Source organism: Mesorhizobium sp. M7A.F.Ca.US.010.02.1.1 (assembly GCF_004023085.1).
GTDB lineage: Bacteria > Pseudomonadota > Alphaproteobacteria > Rhizobiales > Rhizobiaceae > Mesorhizobium.
In genome coordinates, this window is record NZ_RZRV01000026.1 from 14,217 (window position 1) to 33,756 (window position 19,540).

The 19,540-nt window shown below is 63.1% G+C and carries 18 protein-coding genes; 13 read left to right on the plus strand and 5 right to left on the minus strand.

Going from position 1 to position 19,540, the window contains the following annotated elements:
* Window positions 1–13: 13 nt before the first annotated feature.
* The 5 genes from EOA19_RS23290 to EOA19_RS23310 are packed head-to-tail and all read left to right on the plus strand — an operon-like array spanning window position 14 to window position 3,944.
* Complete coding sequence (locus EOA19_RS23290) at window positions 14–961, plus strand: FliM/FliN family flagellar motor switch protein (protein ID WP_128304925.1); 948 nt, start codon at window positions 14–16, stop codon at window positions 959–961.
* A gap of 16 nt (window positions 962–977) precedes the next feature.
* Window positions 978–1,364, plus strand: coding sequence for a flagellar motor switch protein FliN (gene fliN / locus EOA19_RS23295; protein ID WP_023809994.1), 387 nt, complete (start codon window positions 978–980; stop codon window positions 1,362–1,364).
* A gap of 43 nt (window positions 1,365–1,407) precedes the next feature.
* Entirely contained in the window at window positions 1,408–2,418 is a 1,011-nt protein-coding gene (locus EOA19_RS23300) for a flagellar motor switch protein FliG (RefSeq protein WP_128304926.1), read from the plus strand.
* A 9-nt stretch (window positions 2,419–2,427) separates the two neighbouring features.
* A complete protein-coding gene (gene flhB / locus EOA19_RS23305; RefSeq protein ID WP_023809992.1) occupies window positions 2,428–3,510 on the plus strand; it encodes a flagellar biosynthesis protein FlhB in 1,083 nt (360 codons plus the stop codon).
* Window positions 3,507–3,944, plus strand: a complete 438-nt coding sequence (locus EOA19_RS23310) for a hypothetical protein (RefSeq protein WP_023809991.1) — start codon at window positions 3,507–3,509, stop codon at window positions 3,942–3,944. Before flhB ends, EOA19_RS23310 begins: the two co-directional genes overlap by 4 nt.
* 35 nt (window positions 3,945–3,979) lie before the next feature.
* Here EOA19_RS23310 and EOA19_RS23315 read toward each other — a convergent pair whose 3' ends face one another.
* The 4 genes from EOA19_RS23315 to EOA19_RS23330 form a co-directional block, all read right to left on the minus strand.
* A complete protein-coding gene (locus tag EOA19_RS23315; protein WP_128304927.1) occupies window positions 3,980–4,750 on the minus strand; it encodes a helix-turn-helix transcriptional regulator in 771 nt (256 codons plus the stop codon).
* Window positions 4,747–5,457 (minus strand): LuxR family transcriptional regulator, encoded by a 711-nt coding sequence (locus EOA19_RS23320; RefSeq protein ID WP_128304928.1) that lies wholly within the window; start codon window positions 5,455–5,457, stop codon window positions 4,747–4,749. Before EOA19_RS23320 ends, EOA19_RS23315 begins: the two co-directional genes overlap by 4 nt.
* 551 nt (window positions 5,458–6,008) lie before the next feature.
* Complete coding sequence (locus tag EOA19_RS23325) at window positions 6,009–7,040, minus strand: histone deacetylase family protein (RefSeq protein WP_128304929.1); 1,032 nt, start codon at window positions 7,038–7,040, stop codon at window positions 6,009–6,011.
* A 26-nt stretch (window positions 7,041–7,066) separates the two neighbouring features.
* Window positions 7,067–7,723 (minus strand): TetR/AcrR family transcriptional regulator, encoded by a 657-nt coding sequence (locus EOA19_RS23330; protein ID WP_128304930.1) that lies wholly within the window; start codon window positions 7,721–7,723, stop codon window positions 7,067–7,069.
* 261 nt (window positions 7,724–7,984) lie between these two features.
* Here EOA19_RS23330 and EOA19_RS23335 point away from each other — a divergent pair, with 261 nt between their 5' ends.
* The 8 genes from EOA19_RS23335 to EOA19_RS23370 all read left to right on the plus strand — a co-directional run bounded on the left by EOA19_RS23335 (window position 7,985) and on the right by EOA19_RS23370 (window position 18,611).
* Entirely contained in the window at window positions 7,985–9,664 is a 1,680-nt protein-coding gene (locus EOA19_RS23335) for an amidohydrolase (protein WP_128304931.1), read from the plus strand.
* 141 nt (window positions 9,665–9,805) lie between these two features.
* Window positions 9,806–10,900 carry an ABC transporter ATP-binding protein gene (locus EOA19_RS23340; protein WP_128304932.1) on the plus strand — a complete coding sequence of 365 codons (1,095 nt, stop codon included), beginning with the start codon at window positions 9,806–9,808 and terminating at the stop codon, window positions 10,898–10,900.
* Between the two features lie 2 nt (window positions 10,901–10,902).
* Window positions 10,903–11,823, plus strand: a complete 921-nt coding sequence (locus tag EOA19_RS23345; protein ID WP_023809984.1) for an ABC transporter permease — start codon at window positions 10,903–10,905, stop codon at window positions 11,821–11,823.
* Window positions 11,816–12,616 carry an ABC transporter permease gene (locus EOA19_RS23350; RefSeq protein ID WP_023809983.1) on the plus strand — a complete coding sequence of 267 codons (801 nt, stop codon included), beginning with the start codon at window positions 11,816–11,818 and terminating at the stop codon, window positions 12,614–12,616. Before EOA19_RS23345 ends, EOA19_RS23350 begins: the two co-directional genes overlap by 8 nt.
* Window positions 12,617–12,639: 23 nt before the next feature.
* A complete protein-coding gene (locus EOA19_RS23355) occupies window positions 12,640–13,674 on the plus strand; it encodes an extracellular solute-binding protein (protein WP_023809982.1) in 1,035 nt (344 codons plus the stop codon).
* A 68-nt stretch (window positions 13,675–13,742) separates the two neighbouring features.
* Window positions 13,743–14,939, plus strand: coding sequence for a serine hydrolase (locus EOA19_RS23360; protein WP_128304933.1), 1,197 nt, complete (start codon window positions 13,743–13,745; stop codon window positions 14,937–14,939).
* A gap of 36 nt (window positions 14,940–14,975) precedes the next feature.
* Complete coding sequence (locus EOA19_RS23365; RefSeq protein ID WP_128304934.1) at window positions 14,976–16,157, plus strand: serine hydrolase; 1,182 nt, start codon at window positions 14,976–14,978, stop codon at window positions 16,155–16,157.
* A 129-nt stretch (window positions 16,158–16,286) separates the two neighbouring features.
* Window positions 16,287–18,611 (plus strand): Tex family protein, encoded by a 2,325-nt coding sequence (locus EOA19_RS23370; protein ID WP_128304935.1) that lies wholly within the window; start codon window positions 16,287–16,289, stop codon window positions 18,609–18,611.
* Here EOA19_RS23370 and EOA19_RS23375 read toward each other — a convergent pair whose 3' ends face one another.
* Window positions 18,612–19,523, minus strand: a complete 912-nt coding sequence (locus EOA19_RS23375) for a LysR family transcriptional regulator (protein ID WP_128304936.1) — start codon at window positions 19,521–19,523, stop codon at window positions 18,612–18,614. It lies immediately after the preceding gene.
* Window positions 19,524–19,540: the final 17 nt, after the last annotated feature.

Sequence of the window (19,540 nt, forward strand, 5' to 3'; positions counted from 1 at the left end):
TCCCGGCACTGTCATGACCAGCCTGGGCAGTCCAGCGGAAGCGCGTTCGCTGATCATCGAGCGTCTGGTCGGTGACAGCGGCGAGGCCGCGCAGGTCATCGACGCAGGCCGCGCCATGGCCGAACGCGCCGTACCGCTGTTGCAGAAAAGCCTGACCAGCGAGCTTGGCGTTCCGGTCGTCGTCGAACTCAAAGCGATCGAGGTCAGCCGCGTTCCCGAGGCGCGTTCGCGTGCCGGCGACACGTTTGCCATGACCGTGATCGGCTCGTCGGCGTCCTCCGATGCGATGACCCTGGTGATCGATGCTCCGGCGATCGCGATCATGGTCTGCACGCTGTTCGGCGGCGACCCGGATCTGCCGGCATCGCCGATCGAACGCGATCTGTCGCAGATCGAAATCGATGTTTCGACCATGGTGTTCCAGCAGGTCGCGCAGGCCCTCAACGGATCGGGAAAGCGCTCGCTCGACCTGCGCCTGCCCGCGCCGCGAGCAATGTCCGGCACCGAGGCGAAGCGGTATGTGCTGCGCGATGGCGCGGCAATCCGTATCGTGCTTGGCATCTCGACGCCGGCCGATAGTGGCACCGTCACGGTGACGATGCCGCAGCGCGTCGTGCTGGCCAGCCGCGACGGAGCCGTTTCTGTCAGCGACGACGATCACGGCCCCAGCTGGCGCGCCCGCTTTTCGGAAGAGGTGATGCGCTCCACCGTGGCGCTCGAGGCCACGATGCCGCTGGCGCGGCTGACGCTCGGCGAGCTCGCCGGTTTCCAAATCGGCGACGTCATCGAATTCGAGGAAACGGCCCAGTCCCAGGCGCGTCTCAGCGCACGGGGCAAGACGCTGTTCGTATGCGAGTTCGGCAAACTGGGACAGAACTACACCGTCCGGATCAGGCATCCTTACGACGCCGGACAGGACTTTATCGACGGGCTGATGCCGGCAGCCGCCGGACGCGCCTGAGAATTTGGAGACGATCATGGCCAAAACCAAGGCGGAAGCCGACCTCGACCAGCCGGACGAGCAACTCGACCGTGCCATCGAAGAGTTGCGCGGTGTCCTGCATGAAGAGGAGCAGCGCCCCGATGCGGCGTTCAGGGCGGCCTCATCAGCCAATTCGAGCGTGATCATGAACATCCCCGTCGATGTCCAGATCATCCTCGGCAGCACGGAGATGCCGGTCTCCGATCTGATGGCGCTGCAAAAAGGGTCGACCGTGGCGCTCAATCGCCGCATCGGGGAACCCGTCGACGTCGTGGTCAACGGCCGCAAGATCGCGCGCGGCGAGATCACCGTGCTGGAAAGCGATCCGTCGCGTTTCGGCATCAGGCTGACCGAAATCATCGCCGGCACGAAGGGCGCCTAGACATGGTTTGCGGGGCTTGCCGGTGGCGGCGGAGGCGAGTGGCATGACGGCGCCGGTGACCTTGACCCGCGCGCAGAAGGCGGCCGCCATACTTGTGGCGATGGGCAAGCCGTCGGCCAGCCGCCTGCTGAAATTCTTCAAGCAGGAAGAACTGAAGGCCCTGATCGAGGGCGCCCGCCTGCTGCGGACGATTCCGCAAAGCGATCTTGAGCGCATCGTCGCCGAGTTCGAAGCCGAGTTCACGGAAGGGGCGGGGTTGCTCGATTCCGCCGACAGGATGGACACCATCCTCAACGAATCGCTCTCGCCCGAAGAGATGAGCGCGATCATGGGCGACAAGAAATTCGAGGTCGCACCGGAAGGCCCGCCGCCGATCTGGCCCGAGCTCGAAAAGCTCGAGCCGGCGCGGCTTGGTGCCTTCATGGCCGGTGAGCATCCGCAGACGGCGGCCATGGTGTTGTCGAAGCTGGCACCGCAGGTGGCGGCCAACGTGCTGCTGACACTGACCAAGCCGATGCGTGGAGAAATCATTAAGCGCATGGTGACGATGGCCAATGTTCCCGACGCTGCCGCCAGGATCGTCGAAAACCGGCTGCGTACCAGCGTGCTGGCGGAAACCTCGACCAAGGACACCTCGGCCGGGCAGGCGCGTGTCGCCAGCGTTCTCAACGAACTCGACAAGCCGCTGCTCGAGGAGGTCATGCAGGATCTGGAAGCCGCCGGCACGCCTGATCTCGACGGTGTGAGGGCCCGCCTGTTTGCTTTCGAGGACTTGCCGCTGCTCACTCAGAAAGCGCGGGTGCTGCTGTTCGACGGGCTGTCGACGGAGTTGGTCACGCTGGCCCTGCGCGGCACTTCGGCCGCACTCGCGGAATCGGTGCTGTCGGCCATCGGCGCCCGCTCGCGGCGCATGATCGAAGCCGAACTCGGACAGGGCTCGGACGGGGTCCCTCTCGCCGACATCACGGCGGCCCGCAAGACGATCGTTACGACGACGATCCGGCTGTCGCGCGAAGGCGCCTTCGAACTACCCTCGACCCAAGACGCCGCCTAAGACCGCGCCATGGCTGACGCGGTCGACAAGGATTCGAAAACCGAAGAGGCGACGGAAAAGAAGATCCGCGACACCGTCGAACAGGGCAAACTGCCCCATTCGCGGGAGACAGCGCTCTTTGCCTCGTTCGTTGCCATACTGGTGTTCACCGTCTTCTACGCCAAGGATGCGATCATTGATCTCGGCATGTTCCTGTCGATGTTCCTGGAGAAGCCGGAAGCCTGGCCGATGGACACGGAGACCGACGTCATCGCGCTCTACAAGATCGTCCTCCTCGAGGTTGGCCGCGCCGTCCTGAGCCTGATGGTGCTGCTGACCGTCGCCGGCGTCGGCGCCTCGGTGTTCCAGAACATGCCGCAATTCGTAGGCGAGCGGGTCCGGCCGCAACTCTCGCGCATTTCGATCGCCAAGGGGTGGAACAGGCTGTTCGGCATCCAGGGTTGGGTCGAGTTCCTGAAGTCACTCGGCAAGGTCGGGTTTGCCATCGTCGTGCTGAGCTTCACGCTGTCGGAAGACCACCGAAAGCTGCTCGCCGGGATGATCACCAATCCGGTCGCCTTCGGTCTCGTCATCCGCGGCATCGCCGTCGACATCCTGGTGGCGATCGTCTTCGTCATGGGGCTGATCGCGGCAATCGACATCGTCTGGTCGCGCTTCCACTGGAAGCAGGATCTGCGCATGAGCAAGCAGGAGGTCAAGGACGAGTTCAAACAGTCCGAGGGCGACCCGATCGTCAAGTCGCGGCTGCGCTCGCTGGCGCGCGACCGGGCGCGCAAGCGGATGATGACGGCGGTGCCGCGCGCGACGCTGATCATCGCCAACCCAACGCACTTCTCGATCGCGCTGAAATATGTGCGCGACGAGGACTCGGCACCCATGGTGCTGGCCAAGGGCCAGGATCTGGTGGCGCTGAAAATCCGAGAGATCGCGCGGGAACACAACATCCCGGTCTTCGAGGACGTGGCGCTCGCCCGCTCCATGTACAAGCAAGTTTCGGTCGATAGTGTGATCCCATCACAATTCTACCAGGCCGTCGCCGAACTGGTGCGGATCGTCTACTCGAAAAAGGCTGAGCGCAGACAGATTTCATGAACCGGCAACCGCACGCAAAATCCCGCGAGATCATCGTCGCCAGCGCCATCGAGCAGGTGGTGGGGGAACTCAGGCTGATCGATGTCGCCGACTACATCGCCTTTATCCGGCTGGAGCATTTCGCGTGCCTGTCGGACCTGGTCGATTCAGCGGTTGAGTTGTTCTTCATGCCGGGCACTCTACGGCTCGGCCATGGTGGTGAGGCGCATGTCGACTGGAGCGGCAGCCCGCGCATCGTGCTCGATCTGGAACTGAGGCCGCCCGGCGTCACCGTCTATTTCCAGCTGACGCTGAGCGAGCTCGGCGCATCGGTGGCGGTCAACTACGTGTCGTTCGAGAAGCCGGGCGAAGACCCGGAGCACAATACGGCGCTGCTCGAGGCGGTGATCGAAGAGGCGCGTATCCGCAAGGTCGAGCCGCTCGCCTATCGCTGACCGTCGGTCGCCTTTCGAAGCGCTGTCGAATTCCCCTATTCGATCAAGCCCAGCCGCAGCGCCTTGGCAACGGCCTGGTTGCGATTGACGGCGTTGAGCTTCTGGGTCGACTGGGTCAGATACTGGTTGGCGGTGTGCACCGACAGTTTCAGGAGCCGCGCGATCTCCTCGCTGGTGTTGCCGTTGGCGGTCAGCTTCAGGCATTCGAGTTCGCGCTTGGAGATTGCGCGCATGCGGCCGGTATCGCCCGGACGGATGCGGGCGACGGCGGCGAACAGCGAAAAGCAGCGGGCGTGTATTTCGTAGAGCGCATCCTGCTGCATGGTCATCTCCGAGCCGAGGAACACGACAAGGCCGCATTGGCCGCGGTCGGCGTGAACGGGAAAAGCGATGCCGCTGGTTCCGGGCACCAGCGCCGCCATCTGCTCGGTCCAGGTGAGATCGCCAAACAGCTCCGCCATGGCAGGGACGCCGTCATCCGTCCACCAGCGCGGTTCGGTCGAGATGCGGGTGTGGCGCACGATCTCCTCGCCGTTGGCGCCTGAGATGAACTTGGTCGCCACGGCAATGCCGGGATAGTCGGAATCAAAGCATGGGACTAGCCGCGCCCGCTCGGGCGAGGGGCTTACGAAGAAGAGGCCGAAAGCCGAGGCATTCATGTCAACGGCGATCCAGCGGCAGCGGCGCACGGCATCGGGAATGGTGACCGCGTGATGGGTTTCGGAGCCAAGGGTGAAGGCTCCGAACGGGTTGCGCTGCTCGTTGAAAAGGGCTTCGGCCGTTTCCTTGATATCGGCGTGTTTCAAATGATGCCGCTCCTGATCGCCGTGGCGATGGCCATCGCGCGGTTGCTGGCCGCGAATTTCTGGATGGCGTGGGTGATGTAGCTGTTGACGGTGTTGGAGGAGACGCCAAGGATGACGGCGACCTCGTCGGTGGTCTTGCCTTCGGAAACCCAGAACAGGCATTCGCGCTCGCGATCCGACAACGGATCCTGCATGGCGGCAGCGGCAATGAGTTGCGGGATGTGCGAGAGCGCGTAGCAGCATTTCAGCTGCGCCCGCATCAGCGCCGGCTGGTCGATGCTGCCGGCGGTCGCCGCAGAGAACAGGGCGAACAGGCGCTGGCGACCGACATTGAGGCGCAGCGAATAGATTTCGGCATGGCCGAGCACGTCGAGAAGGCGGGCTTCCTCGCCGGTGATCAATCCGTCTGTTTCTGGTGCCCGGGATGCCACCAGCGGCTGTGGGCGGATGCCCGGCGCGACGGTGAGCGCGCCTTGCGCAAGCCCGGCGATCAGCCGCTTGCCGATCAGTTCGATGGCATCGAAAATCCAGTTGGAGGAGACGATGCGCGCATCGTTGCGGTCCTGGTCGTGGACAATGGCGACCAGCATGTAGCTGTCGGCGCCGATCTCGGCGGTCAGTTGCATGAAAAAGCTGGTGAGATCGCCGCGCGACGTCAGGCGCGAGCCCAATGTGTCGGATTGAAGAAGTGCGGCGGGACTGCTCATTCTTGTTGCTTTTGGCCGGAATCGTTTCTGCTGTCCGGATGCTGGAAGCCAGCCGCCGAACCCGAATACGCATTACTTTGACGAAGACACACGCGTGGCGCAGGGCTGCGCCGAACCAAATCCCGAATCCATTCAGGGAACGCGAAGCCGTCCGCGTCTGGTGCCGGAAAAGCTCCGGAACAAGAGACTTTGGGTGGTCGCCGCGCCCCCCGAGGACCGGCTGATTCGGGTCTAATCTACCCGCAGTTGAATCTGACATCAAACGCGATTTGACAAAATCGAATCCGATGGACTCAGGTGCGACTCAGAGGTCGGTTTTCGCGCCTTGGACAGAAGACCGGGACGCGAAAGTCTTCGCCGGCCCTCTCGGCGGCTGGTCGATTTCGCCAGGCTCGGGAGCATTGAACAGATGGGCGCGCCGGTTGCTGTGCCGAAGGCTGGTGCCTTGGCCCGATAGTGGGAACCGGGCGATGTTGCCGTCCGGTCCCGGTGGTCCTTTGCTATGCCTGTCGTTGTCCCAAAATCGCTAGATGCTCCTGGACGATAGGCATTTACCGATCCTCGAACCCGGTCAGCACGCCGACCGCGTTGATGCCGATCTCCTCGACGGCATAGCCGCCTTCCATGACGAACAGCGTCGGCAGGCCGAGCCTGGCGATGCGGCGGCCGATCTTGGGATAATCAGATGTCTTCAGCTTGAACTGGCTGATCGGGTCCTTCTCGAACGTATCGACACCCAGCGAGACGATGACGACATCCGGTGCATAAGCGGTGAGCCTGGCGCAGGCATCCTCGAGCGAGGCGTTCCATGCATCCCAGTCGGTGCCGAAGGGCATCGGATAGTTGATGTTGAAGCCTTCGCCTTCGCCGGCGCCGCGTTCGTCGGCATGGCCGAGGAAGAACGGGTACTCGACCATCGGATCGCCATGCAGATTGAGCACCTGCACGTCGGCACGGTCGTAGAATATCTCCTGCGTGCCGTTGCCGTGGTGATAGTCGACATCGAGGATCGAGATGCGTTTGGCGCCCTGGTCGCGGAACCATTGCGCGGCGACGGCGGCGTTGTTGATGTAGCAATAGCCGCCCATGAAGTCAGCCCCGGCATGGTGGCCGGGCGGACGGCAGAGCGCGAAGGCGGAAGCCTCGCCATCCTTGACTAGGCCGGCGGCGGTCAGCGCCACGTCGTAGGAAGACTTGATCGCCGTCCAGGTACCTTCGACGAAGGTGGCGCCGGCATCGAAGGAATAATAGCCAAGCAGGGCGTCGATGCGTTTTGGCGGTACGTCGCCGCGCAGGCCGCGCGTCGGCCAGGTGAAGGGCATCGCCGTGCCCGTGAGGCCTGCTTCCAGCCATTGCGGCCAGACCGTCGGAAGAAAGTCGATATAGTCTGATTTGTGGATGCGCTTGGCGGCGGCGAGGTCATGTTCGTGCGGCGCGATGATGGGACCCAGTTTCTCGCTTTCGACCCGTGCCTTGATGAATTCGGCCCTCGATGGCTTTTCGAAGCCCGGCACGATGGCCGATGTGACCAGTTCCATTTGGCCGGCATGGCCGGCGTGCAGGGGGGAGAAAACAGTCTTCATAAATTCCTCTCGAAGTGTGAAATCAGTCAAGATTCAAGATTGAGATAAGGGCTCACCAGAGCGAGCCACATGGTTTCCACATCGTCCTCGATGAGGTCGAACGTCCTGCGATCCTTTTTCAGCCCCACAAGCCGGCAAACGTGTCCGACCTCCATCATCAGCACACCGAGCCGGCTGGCGATCTTGTCTTCAAGTGCCGGGTTCACATGCTGCAGCCATGCGGCGTAGAGGGCGATGATCTGGTCGTCATATTCGTTCTGGATCGGCCTGAGGTCGGCGTTGCCTGAAATGGCCTCGATCACCGGCATCAGGCTGGCGTTTTCCAGGTAGAGCCTGGACGTGTCGGTGAAGAGCCTGCGCACTTCGCGCCGAAACTCTTCACGGTTGGTGGGCGGGGCGACCTTGATACGCCTGGCGATCACCTCGGGAAAGGATGACAGCCAGCGCCGGGCGAGGTCCAGAAGAATGGCTTCCTTGTTGGGAAAGTATTGGTAGATCGAACCAACCGACAAGCCTGCGCGCTGCGCAATGGCGAGCGTCGTCGGCGTCTTGGTTCCTTGCTCCCGCGTCAAGACCAGCGCTGCGTCGAGAATCCGGTCGACTACCTTGCTGGAGCGTTGTTGCCGCGGCTGTTTGCGCGGTTCGAGCGCTATCCTTGTTTTGCGATCGAGACTGCGCTTCACGGCTTGATGTCCTCGTTCCCCGCCCGGTCTCAACATGGTGGGAGCTTGCTGTCCACAATACATTCCAGATTCGGTATGTTGACAAACGCGAATAATCAGTCGCATTCTTTATCCACGCTGCCTCTTGGGATGACAAGGGGAATTTCCAAGACAGCGCGCTGGCATTCTTTTTCGTCCCATGGCGCCACTCCGGTGGAGCGGCAGGTCGTTGGACGTGAGAGGTTGTCGGTCCCAGTCAGTCGTCAAAAGCGCGGAGTCGCGATGTCTGTCACAGGTGCGGGTCACAATGCGGATCTGATCGTCATCAACGGTCGTGTACGGACCATGGACGACGACAATCCCGCCGCCGAAGCCGTCGCCGTCAAGGACGGCGCCATCATCGCCATCGGCAGCCGCGCCTCCATCGAAGAGTTCAAGGGACCGACCACCAAGGTGATCGACGCCAAGGGGGGTTCGGTGGTCCCGGGGTTCATCGAAGCCCATATGCATTTGTTTTCGGGCGGGGCTGAACTTGCCCACCTTCAACTCACCGGTATTCATGGCTTCGAGGCGCTGCAGAAGGCGATCCGCGACTATGCGCCGACCCGGCCCGACGCGAAGATGCTGGTCGGCCAAGGCGTCGACTACACCGTGCTCGGCAGCGAGCGCGTGACGCGCCATCACCTCGACGCCATTTTGCCCGATCGCCCGTTCTGCATGGCGGCGCCCGACCATCACACCATGTGGGCCAACACCAAGGCGCTGGAAATGGCCGGCATCCTGCAGGGGCGCACGCTCGGCCCTGGCAATGAGATCGTCATGGGCGACGACGGACTGGCCGCGGGTGAATTGCGCGAAGGCGAGGCCTTTGGCCCGGTGCTCGACCTTGCCGGCGAAGGCCGGGTGCGGCTGGGGCTGTCGACCGGCGGCGAGCCGGACCCGATGCCGACGACGGCCGAGCGGGACGCCGACCGCGACATCATGCGGCGCGGGCTCGCCTGGTGCGCCCGCCACGGCATCACCTCGATCCAGAACATGGACGGCAATCTCTATCAACTTGAGCTGCTGGCCGAGATCGACGCCGAGGAAGGTTTGCCCTGCCGCGTCAAGATCCCGTTCCACTACAAGAATTTCATGACGCTCGACATGCTCGACAAGGCGTCCGATATGGCCGAACGCTACAACAGCGAATGGCTGTCGTCGGGCATGGTCAAGGTGTTCTACGACGGCGTTCTCGATTCCTGGACAGCTGTAATGGTCGAGCCCTATGCCGACCGCCCGGACTGGGTTGGCGAGCCGCTGTTCACGCCGCAACAATTCATCGATCTGGCCGTCGCGGTCGACAGACGCGGGTTGCAGATCGCCGTGCACTCGATCGGCGACGGCGCGGTGCGCGCGGTGCTCGACGGTTATGAGGCGGCGCAGAAGGCGAACGGCAAGCGCGACAGCCGTCACCGTGTCGAGCACATCGAGGTCACCACCACGGCTGATGTGCCGCGTTTCGCCGAACTCGGCGTCATTGCCTCCATGCAACCGCCGCATCCGCCCGGCGCCATGGATTTTCCGTTGGAGCCGACAGTGTCTCGCATCGGGCCGGCGCGCTGGCCGCTGAGCTATGCCTGGCGGACCTTGAAGGATGCCGGCGCGCATGTCGTCTTCGCATCCGATTGGCCGGTGTCGCCGATCGATCCGATCCTGGGCATTCAGGCGGCAGTGTTGCGCAAACCGTGGGCAGAAAGCGACCCGGACCAGAGTTTCTCACTGCATGAAGCGATCGCCGGTTACACGATCGAGGGCGCCTACGCCGAATTCGCCGAGCACCGCAAGGGCACGCTGAAATCAGGCTACATGGCCGATCTGGTGGTTTTGTCGATGGATATCGAGAACACCGCCCCGGCCGACCTGCACAAGGTGCGGCCGGTGACGACGATTTGCGGCGGCAAGGTCACCTATCAGGCCTGACTATGGCATGGGGCTTGCAGGCCTCAATGACTGATTGAACTGTGACCCAATGCCGGGCTTGCCAACCTACCGGCCATGTGGTCACATCGAACAGGGGAAGAGCTCCGCCAGCAAGAGCGGGGTCAACAGTGAGGCGTAATCGTGCCGGACAAACCGGATCGGAATGCGATTGAAGTAGTAAACGTCAGCAAAATTTTCGGATCAGGTGAGGGGCAGGTAGCTGCCCTCGACACGGTCTCGGTATCTATCCGGGAGAACGAATTCTTCACGTTGCTGGGGCCATCCGGCTGCGGCAAGACGACGTTGCTCAGGCTGATCGCCGGCTTCGACTTTCCAACCGCCGGTGAAATCCTGCTCTACAGCCAGGACATCGCGCCGCTGCCGCCCTTCAAGCGGCCGGTTAACACCGTTTTCCAGTCCTATGCGCTGTTCCCGCACATGACGGTCGCCGACAATATCGGCTTTGGCCTGGAAATGCTGGGCAAGCCGAAGGCGGAGATCAAGGCGCGCGTCGCCGAGATGCTGAAGCTGGTCAAGATGGAGGCACTCGCTGGTCGTCGCACCAGCCAGATCTCCGGCGGCCAGCAGCAGCGCGTGGCTTTGGCCCGCGCTTTGGCGCCGCAGCCGAAGGTGCTTTTGCTCGATGAGCCGCTGTCGGCGCTTGACTACAAGCTGCGCAAGGAGATGCAGATCGAGTTGAAACGGCTGCAGCACGAGACCGGTATCACCTTCATCTTCGTCACCCACGACCAGGAAGAAGCGCTGACCATGTCAGACCGCATCGCGGTGATGTCATCGGGCAAGATCCTGCAGGTCGGTTCGCCCTGGGATATCTACGACAAGCCGGCGGAGCGCTTCGTCGCCGACTTCATCGGTGAAACCAACTTCCTCACCGCCGCCATCAGCGAGATGGCCAACGGCAAGGCGCGCGCCACGCTCAAATCCGGTGCGACCATCGAGGCGACCGTGGCCCAGGGTTTCCAGCCCAAACCCAACGCCACGGTGGTGGTTCGGCCCGAACACGCCAAGCTGACCAAGGCCAAGGGCGAACTGTCGGGGACGGTCGAAAACATCGTCTATTTCGGCACCGACACCCACATCCATGTTCATCTCGACAGTGGCGAACTCTTCACCGTACGCCAGCAGAACACGCGCAGCGCGGGCTGCGGTTTCGAGAAGGGCGACGCAGTCGGCATCCTCATCGGCAGCGATGCCGCTCAGGTCCTGAAGGACTGACGATGGCGACCGCGGAAGAAGTCGCCAAGGCAGCGGAGCGGCGCGATGTCCGTGACCGCTGGCTTTTGTCAGCGCCAGCGCTGCTGGTCATTTTCCTCGCCGCGACCGGCCCCTTGCTGATCGTGCTCGTCTACTCGTTCCTGACGCCAGGCTCCTATGGCGACGTGAAGTGGCAGTTCTCGCCGGAAGCCTGGATATCGGTGTTTCTGGAACGCGATATCTTCGACGACACGCTTTCGATCGCCGCCGCCCACGTCACCATCTTCCTGCGCTCGATCAAGCTCTCGGTGGTGACGACGATCGCCACTTTGGTGCTTGGTTTCCCGACCGCCTATTTCATGGCGACGCGCAGCGAAAAGACCCGCGATCTCTGGCTGTTCCTGATCACCATTCCGTTCTGGACCAACCTCCTGATCCGCACCTTCGCGGTGCTGCAGATCATCCGCAACGAAGGCATCATCAACACGATCCTGCTCAAGCTCGGCATCATCTCGGCGCCCATCCAGATACTCTACACCGACACGGCGATCCTGATCGGCATGGCCTATGTCTACCTGCCGCTGATGGTGCTGCCGATCTATGCCAGCATGGAAAAGCTCGATTTCCGGTTGGTCGAGGCGGGGTACGACCTTTACGCGTCGCGCTTCCAGGTGCTGCGGCGGATCATCTTTCCGCTGGTCAAGCCGGGTGTCATCGCCGGCTCCATACTGGTCTTCATTCCAGCACTTGGCGCCTATGTGACACCGAGCGTTCTTGGCGGCGGCAAGAACATGATGCTGTCCAACCTGATCGAATTGCAGTTCGGGCAGGGTCGCAACTGGCCACTCGGCTCGGCGCTGTCGATCGCCGTCATGATCATCGTCATGGTGGCGCTGCTTGCCTATGTGCGCAATGCCGGAAGATCGGGGGTGCGTCATGGCTAAGAACTTTTCCATCAAGCACCAGCCAGGATTCACCGCGATCGCCGCAACCTGCTTTATCGTGCTGTATCTGCCGATCATCGTGCTGGTCATCTATGCCTTCAACGCGGCGAGCTCGACCTCCGAATGGGGCGGCTTTTCGCTGAAATGGTTTCAGTCGGCATGGCAGAACACGCAGGTCGTCGATGCCACGCTGCGTTCCTTCCAGATTGGCTCCATCGCGGCGGTGCTCTCCACGATCTTTGCCACCATGGCGGCGCTCGCCACCACCCGCACCGCGCCCTATCCCGGCCTCACCTTCAAATATGCGGCGATCAACCAGCCGCTGATGGTGCCCGAGATCGTCACCGGCGTGGCGCTGCTGATCTTCTTCTCGCGCATCAAGATCTTCACCGGCTATTCCGGCATCGGCTATCTGGTCGCCGCGCACACGGCGTTCTGCATTCCCTTTGCCTATTTGCCGATCCGGGCGCGGCTTGAGAATATGGACCTGACGCTGGAGCGTGCCGCAGCCGACCTCTACGCGACGCCCTGGAAGGCTTTCCGGCGCATCACGCTGCCGCTTCTGTGGCCTGGCATCCTGGCCGGGCTGATGCTGGCCTTCGTCATCTCGCTCGACGACGTCGTCATCACCGAGTTCGTCAAATCAGGCGGCCAGGACACGCTGCCCACCTACATGCTCGGCCAGATCCGCCGCGGCATCACACCCGAGATCAACGCGATATCGACCGCCTTCCTGCTGCTTTCGGTCGCGATCGTCACGTTGTTTTTCTTCGTCAGCAGGAAACGAGACTGAACCGAAAAATGGGAGTTAAAACCATGAACTGGAAGACAACAGCAACCGCCATGGGGTTGGCGTTGCTCGCCTCGACGGGCCTGGCCCGCGCCGACGGCGTGCTCAACATCTACAATTGGGGCAACTACACCAGCCCCGACGTGATCAAGAAGTTCGAGGCCAAATACAACGTCAAAGTGACCATCACCGACTACGATTCCAACGACACCGCGCTGGCCAAGGTTCGCCAGGGAGGCACCGGCTTCGACATTGCGGTGCCGTCGCAGACCTACGTGCCGATCTGGATCAAGGAAGGCCTCATCCAGGAGACCGATCCTGGCAAGATGGAAAACTTCAAGAACGTGGCGCCGGAATGGGCCAATCCCGATTTCGATCCGGGTCGCAAATACAGTGTTCCATGGGCGTGGGGCACGATCGGCGTGGTCGTCAACACCGATGCCTACAAGGGGCCGGCCGATAGCTGGGGTATCATCTTCAACACGCCTGACGAGCTCAAGGGGAAGGTCAATGTCGTTCCGGAGATGGGCGATGTGATGTTCGCCGCGATCAAGTATGTCGGCGGCCAGCAATGCACCGACGACAAGGCGGTGCTGAAGAAGGTGCGCGACCTGCTGGTGGCGGCCAAGCCGAACTGGATCGCGATGGAATACAACACCATCGAGAAGATGGGCGCCGGCGACTTCAAGGCGACCAGCGACTGGAACGGCTCGGCGCTGCGCCAGCGGCTGGCCAACCCGGCCATCCACTACAACTATCCGAAAGAAGGCTTCGGCCTGTGGAGCGACAACGTCGTCGTTCTGAAGGAAGCCAAGAACGTCGAGAACGCCAAGCTTTTCCAGAACTTCATCATGGATCCGGAAAACGCGGCAGGTCTCTCGGCCTTCCATCGCTACGCCAATGCCATCACCGGCTCGGACAAGTACATGCCGGCCGACATGAAGGACGCGCCCGAAGTCATCATTCCGGCCGCGGACAAGCCACGCGGCGAGCTGCAGCAGATGTGCTCGCCGGAGACCCAGGAAATTTACACCAAGATCTGGACCGAGTTGCAGAAATAAACTGGGTTCGACGGACCCGGCGGCACACGCCGCCGGGTCCGTTTTCATGTTCAAAGGACTCGGCCGTCATGGACTCCTATCGCAATTCCGATCCGCGGCCGCCGATCATGCAGGGCTCGCCGCCCGCCATGGTACCGCCGAAGCTCGACTGGGACCGGCCGCCGTGGAACCGCTGGGCGTTCCAGAACATCCGTGAAATTCTGCCGACCGCCGAAGTCTGGCGCGGCAATGGCCATCGCCACCGCTTCGAACGCGCCGAGGCCGATCTCGACGGGCTGACGGTCGAGGACAGCACAGGCGCGCCGACGACGCTCGCCGGGCTGCTCGACGAGACCTATACGGACGGCTTCCTGGTGCTCAAGGACGGCAAGGTCGCCTATGAGCGCTACTTCAACGGCATGGATGAGCGCACGCTGCACCTGTCGCAGTCGATGGCGAAGTCCCTTACCGGTTCGGTGTTCGGCATACTGGTTGGGCGCGGCCTGATCGATCCGGCCAGACCGGTAACGGACTACCTGCCGGAGCTCGGCGTTACCGGCTGGGCCGGCGCCAGTGTGCAGCATGTGCTGGACATGACCAGCGGCGTCCGCTTCTCCGAGGAATACACCGACCGCTATTCGGACATTGGGCAGGTCGATGTCGCCACCGGCTGGAAGCCGGTGCCGCCGGGCAGCGATCCGGCCTTTCGCTGGCCATCGCACATGTTCGAGCTGATCCTGGGCTTGAAGGAAACGATCCGGCCGCATGGTGCCCAATTCGAATACCGCTCGATCGAGACCGACGTGCTTGCCTTCATCATGGAACGGGTGACGGGCAAACGGCTTCCGCAGCTGGTTTCGGAAGAACTCTGGCAAAAGCTCGGCGCTGATGAAAGCGCCTGCTTCACGGTCGACAGCGCCGGCTATGCGGTGGCCGACGGCGGCTTCAACGCGACGCTGCGCGACTATGGCCGCTTCGGCCAGCTGATCCTCGACAATGGTGGCGGCGTCGTGCCGGCCGGCTGGGTCGAGGCGACGCGCAACGGCAGGCATGGGCCGGACTTCAGCCCCAGCCTGCCGGAGGGCAGCTATCGCAACCAGTTCTGGATCGAGGACCCGCGCTCGCGCGCACTGATGTGCCGCGGCGTGTTCGGTCAGATGATCCATATCAACTGGAACACCGGAATGGTCGTGGTGAAGCTTTCGACCTGGCCGGATTTCGCCAATGGTGCCTATTCCATAGCAACGCTGAAGGCCGTGCACGCTATCGCCACGGCACTTCGCTGAGCCCCACAAAGAAGAAACGACCCGGAAGGAAACGCCATGACCGGCAAGACCGTGTTCGAGACCCGCTATGGCTTCCGGCGCAACCAGGTGGTGCTCGCCAACTGGCGCGAGAACCCGTTCAACCGGTGGTCGTTCCAGAATCTCGGCGAACTGGTGCCGACCGCCCGCGTGGCGGCGACGTCGGGGGTTGTCGAAACCCCCGTGCGCGATATGGGCGGCCTACTCGGCGAGAAGGTCGTGATCGCCGGCACACCGGAGACGGTGGCTGAATTTCTCGCACGTTCGAGCACCGACGCACTGACGGTGATGAAAGGCGGCAAGATCGTCGGCGACTGGTTCGCCCCGCATATGGATTTCGGCGCCCGCCACATCATCTTCTCGATCAGCAAGTCGGTGACAGCCATCATCGCCGGCATATTGCAAGGCGAGGGGATGTTCGACCCGGAAGCGCCTGTGACGGCCTACATCCCTGAAGCCGCCGGCTCTGCCTATGGCGATGCGAGCGTGCGGCATGTGCTCGACATGAGCGTCAGCCTCGATTTCGAGGAGGCCTATCTCGATCCGGAGAGCGCTTTCGCCCGCTATCGTCGCGCCACGCTGTGGAATCCGGGCGGCGGCACGGAGAGCCTGCGCGAATTCATTTTGACCTTGCAACGCCTTGCAGAGCCGCATGGCCAGACCTTCCGCTACCGCTCGCCGAATTCCGACCTGCTCGGCCTGCTGCTCGAGCGTGCGTCGGGCCAGCGTTTTGCCGACCTGATGCGCGAGAAGCTGTGGCTGCCGCTCGGCGCTGTCAGCGAAGCCTCGATCGGCGTCGACATGGAGGGCACGGCGCGCACGGCCGGCGGCATTTCGGTGACGCCGCGCGACCTGGCGCGTGTCGGCGAGATGATGCGGCAAGGCGGGGTGGCCAATGGCCGCCGCATCGTGCCCGAGGTGTGGGTACGCGACACGACCAGCACCGGCGGCAGTGCGGACGCCTGGCAGCGCGGTGCGATGCTGCCACTGTTTCCCAAAGGTCGTTACCGGAACAAATGGTACCAGACTGGACACGAGAACGGCGCCTATTGCGGCATCGGCATCCATGGTCAGTGGCTGTATGTCGATCCCAGGACCGAAGTGGTGATCGCCAAGATGTCGTCGCAGCCGGAGCCGGTCGACGATCCGCTCGATGTCGAGATCGTCGCCTTCTTCGAGGCGCTGAGCCGCATGGTCTAGACTGGGCCCGAGCCGCCACATTAGCGCACGCTTTCCTGTGGACCCGCCGGGCTGATCAAAGCGCGGCGGTTGGCGGGCCGGACGTCTGCGCCTATGGTCGCCGCTCTTTTCGATGAGAGCAGGAACGACATGGCATCCGACATCAAGCGCATCGCAGCCATCATCGCGGCCGAGATCAACGCGCGGCCAGAACAGGCGGCCGCGGCGATCGGGCTGCTGGACGAGGGCGCGACAGTGCCGTTCGTGGCGCGCTACCGCAAGGAAGTCACCGGCGGGCTGGACGACACGCAATTGCGTGACCTTGCCGAACGGCTTGCCTATCTGCGCGAGCTCGACGCTCGCCGCGACACCATCCTTGGCTCGATCCGCGAACAGGGCAAGCTGACCGAGGAGCTTGCAGGCAAGATCGCCGCCGCCACCACCAAGGCGGAATTGGAAGATATCTATCTGCCCTACAAGCCCAAGCGCCGGACCAAGGCCGAGATCGCCAGGGAACGCGGGCTGGGGCCGCTGGCCGAGGCCATCTTGGCGAACCGCTCATTGGTGCCTGCCGAACTGGCGCTGGCCTATGTCAGCGAAGAGGTGGCCGATACCAAGGCGGCGCTCGAAGGGGCGCGCGACATCCTGTCGGAACAATTCGCCGAGAATGCCGATCTGGTCGGAAAATTGCGCAGCTACATGAAGGAGCGCGCCTTCATGCGGGCCAGGGTGGTCGACGGCAAGCAGGAGGCCGGCGCGAAGTTCTCCGATTATTTCGACCATGTCGAGCGCTGGACAAATGTGCCGAGCCACCGCGCGCTGGCGATGCTGCGCGGCCGCAACGAGGAAGTGCTGTCGCTCGACATCGAGGTCGATGCCGATGACACCTCGCCGGTGAAGCCGGTCGAGCGGATGATCGCCAATGCCTATGCCATCGGCGGCAGCCTGCCCGGCGACCGCTGGCTGATGGACGTCGCCGGCTGGACCTGGCGCATAAAACTGTCACTACACCTGACACTCGATTTGATGCGCGACCTGCGCGAGCGGGCAGAAGAGGAAGCGATCCACGTCTTTGCCCGAAACCTCAAGGATTTGCTGCTAGCCGCTCCCGCCGGTTCGCGCGCGACGATGGGGCTCGACCCCGGCATCCGCACCGGCGTCAAGGTGGCGGTGGTCGACGGCACCGGCAAGGTGCTGACAACAACGACGGTCTATCCATTTCCGCCCAGGAACGATGTGCGTGGCACGCAGGCGGAACTCGCCAAGCTCATCCGCTTGCACAAGGTCGAGCTGATTTCGATCGGCAACGGCACTGGTAGCCGCGAGACGGAAAGGCTGGTCGCCGACATGCTGTCCGACATGCCGGCGGATGGTGGGCCGAAGCCGCTGAAGGTGATCGTCAGCGAGGCCGGCGCCTCGGTCTATTCGGCATCGGCGACGGCGGCGGCGGAATTCCCTGGCCTCGACGTGTCGTTGCGCGGCGCTGTGTCGATTGCCCGGCGGCTGCAGGATCCGCTGGCCGAATTGGTCAAGATCGAGCCCAAATCGATCGGCGTCGGCCAGTACCAGCATGATGTCGACCAGTACCGTCTCGGCCGCTCGCTGGAAGCGGTGGTGGAAGACGCGGTCAACGCCGTCGGCGTCGATCTCAACACCGCCTCGGCGCCGCTGCTGGCGCGCGTTTCAGGTCTCGGCGCGTCTCTGGCCGACGCGATCGTCGCGCATCGCGATGCGACCGGCCCCTTCGCCAGCCGCAAAGACCTGCTCAAGGTGCCGCGGCTCGGACCTCGCGCATTCGAACAATCCGCCGGCTTCCTGCGCATTGCCAATGGCAGCGAGCCGCTCGATGCCTCGTCGGTGCATCCGGAGGCCTATGGCGTGGCCAAGAAGATCGTCGCCGCCTGCGGGCGCGATGTGCGGTCGTTGATGGGCGACAGTGCAGCACTCAAGGCGCTCGATCCGCGCGTTTTCGTCGATGAGCGTTTCGGCCTGCCAACGGTACGCGATATCCTGGCAGAGCTGGAAAAGCCGGGCCGCGACCCACGTCCGGGCTTCAAGACGGCGACGTTTGCCGACGGCATCGACGATATCAAGGATCTGAAGCCCGGCATGCTGCTGGAAGGCACCGTCACCAATGTCGCCGCCTTCGGCGCCTTCGTCGACATCGGTGTCCATCAGGACGGGCTGGTGCATGTCTCTCAGCTGGCCGACCGGTTCATCAAGGACGCGCACGAGGTGGTCAAGGCCGGCGATGTGGTGAAGGTGCGCGTCGTTGATGTCGACATCAAGCGCAAGCGCATCGCGCTATCCATGCGCAAGGATGGTGGCGAAGGGGGCGCGTCGAAAGGTGGGCCGCGCGATACCGGAGGCGGCAGGCCGGCACCGCGTTCGCCGGCGCCTCAGCGCCAGCCGGAGCGGCCGGCACAGCAAGGCGCGTTCGGCGCGGCGCTGGCGGATGCGCTGAAGCGGAAGTAGTTACCACGCCAGAACGGCCGGCTCCTTCTCGACCTGGCCCAGCAGCCAGTCGCGAAAACTGGCGACTGGCGGATGGCCGCGCTTGTCGTGTGGGACGACGAGATAGTAGGCGCTGCGGCTTTGCATGGGCTGGCCTGGCGCCGGCACCAATTGGCCGCGCTGCAATTCGCCTGCAATGAGGATCAGCGGTAGCAGCGCCACACCGAGCCCCGCCATGCAGGCCTGGGCGGCGGTGCCGAACTGCTCGAACTGCATGCCGGGCCCCGTCGGTGCGCTCAGGCCCTGATGCTCGAACCATTCCGTCCACGCGCCAGGGCGCGTCGCCATATGCAGCAGCGGCAACCGGCCGATATCGGCCGGTGTGGCGATGGCGCGGCCGGCGAGGAATTCGGGCGACACGACCGGCGCCACCGTTTCGCGCACCAACAGTGTCGAGTCGGCCTCAGGCCAGTCCGGCAGGCCATAGTGGATGGCGGCATCCAGCCTCTCCCTGGCGAAGTCGAAGCGGCCGATGCGGGTGACGAAATTGATGGTGATATCGGGATTGTTTTCGACGAAATCGGGGATCATCGGCATCAGCCAGCGCGTGCCGAAGGTCGGCAGAATGGCAAGGTTCAGGATGCCACTATGCCGATTGCTCATCAATCCAAGGGCTGCATCACGCAATTGCCCAAGTGCCGAACGCACCGCCTCGGCGTAGATTTCGCCCGATGTCGACAGCCTGACATTGCGGCTGTCGCGTTCGAACAGCCGGCGGCCGAATTGATCTTCAAGAAGCCTGACCTGCCGACTGACCGCGCCCTGGGTCAGATCGAGTTCCTGGGCGGCGGCGGTGAAACTGCCCAGCCGGGCCACAGCCTCGAAGGCGGCAAGGGCGCTTATGTTGGGCAAAAGGCGGCGTTGGACACTCATGATCCATTCCTATAGCT

Bases quoted from the DNA above. Each gene is read 5' to 3' on its own strand.
- EOA19_RS23290 (WP_128304925.1), top strand. From the start codon at position 14: ATGACCAGCCTGGGCAGTCCAGCGGAAGCGCGTTCGCTGATCATCGAG.
- fliN (WP_023809994.1), top strand. From the start codon at position 978: ATGGCCAAAACCAAGGCGGAAGCCGACCTCGACCAGCCGGACGAGCAA.
- EOA19_RS23300 (WP_128304926.1), top strand. From the start codon at position 1,408: ATGACGGCGCCGGTGACCTTGACCCGCGCGCAGAAGGCGGCCGCCATA.
- flhB (WP_023809992.1), top strand. From the start codon at position 2,428: ATGGCTGACGCGGTCGACAAGGATTCGAAAACCGAAGAGGCGACGGAA.
- EOA19_RS23310 (WP_023809991.1), top strand. From the start codon at position 3,507: ATGAACCGGCAACCGCACGCAAAATCCCGCGAGATCATCGTCGCCAGC.
- EOA19_RS23320 (WP_128304928.1), bottom strand. From the start codon at position 5,457: ATGAGCAGTCCCGCCGCACTTCTTCAATCCGACACATTGGGCTCGCGC.
- EOA19_RS23325 (WP_128304929.1), bottom strand. From the start codon at position 7,040: ATGAAGACTGTTTTCTCCCCCCTGCACGCCGGCCATGCCGGCCAAATG.
- EOA19_RS23335 (WP_128304931.1), top strand. From the start codon at position 7,985: ATGTCTGTCACAGGTGCGGGTCACAATGCGGATCTGATCGTCATCAAC.
- EOA19_RS23345 (WP_023809984.1), top strand. From the start codon at position 10,903: ATGGCGACCGCGGAAGAAGTCGCCAAGGCAGCGGAGCGGCGCGATGTC.
- EOA19_RS23350 (WP_023809983.1), top strand. From the start codon at position 11,816: ATGGCTAAGAACTTTTCCATCAAGCACCAGCCAGGATTCACCGCGATC.
- EOA19_RS23355 (WP_023809982.1), top strand. From the start codon at position 12,640: ATGAACTGGAAGACAACAGCAACCGCCATGGGGTTGGCGTTGCTCGCC.
- EOA19_RS23360 (WP_128304933.1), top strand. From the start codon at position 13,743: ATGGACTCCTATCGCAATTCCGATCCGCGGCCGCCGATCATGCAGGGC.
- EOA19_RS23365 (WP_128304934.1), top strand. From the start codon at position 14,976: ATGACCGGCAAGACCGTGTTCGAGACCCGCTATGGCTTCCGGCGCAAC.
- EOA19_RS23370 (WP_128304935.1), top strand. From the start codon at position 16,287: ATGGCATCCGACATCAAGCGCATCGCAGCCATCATCGCGGCCGAGATC.
- EOA19_RS23375 (WP_128304936.1), bottom strand. From the start codon at position 19,523: ATGAGTGTCCAACGCCGCCTTTTGCCCAACATAAGCGCCCTTGCCGCC.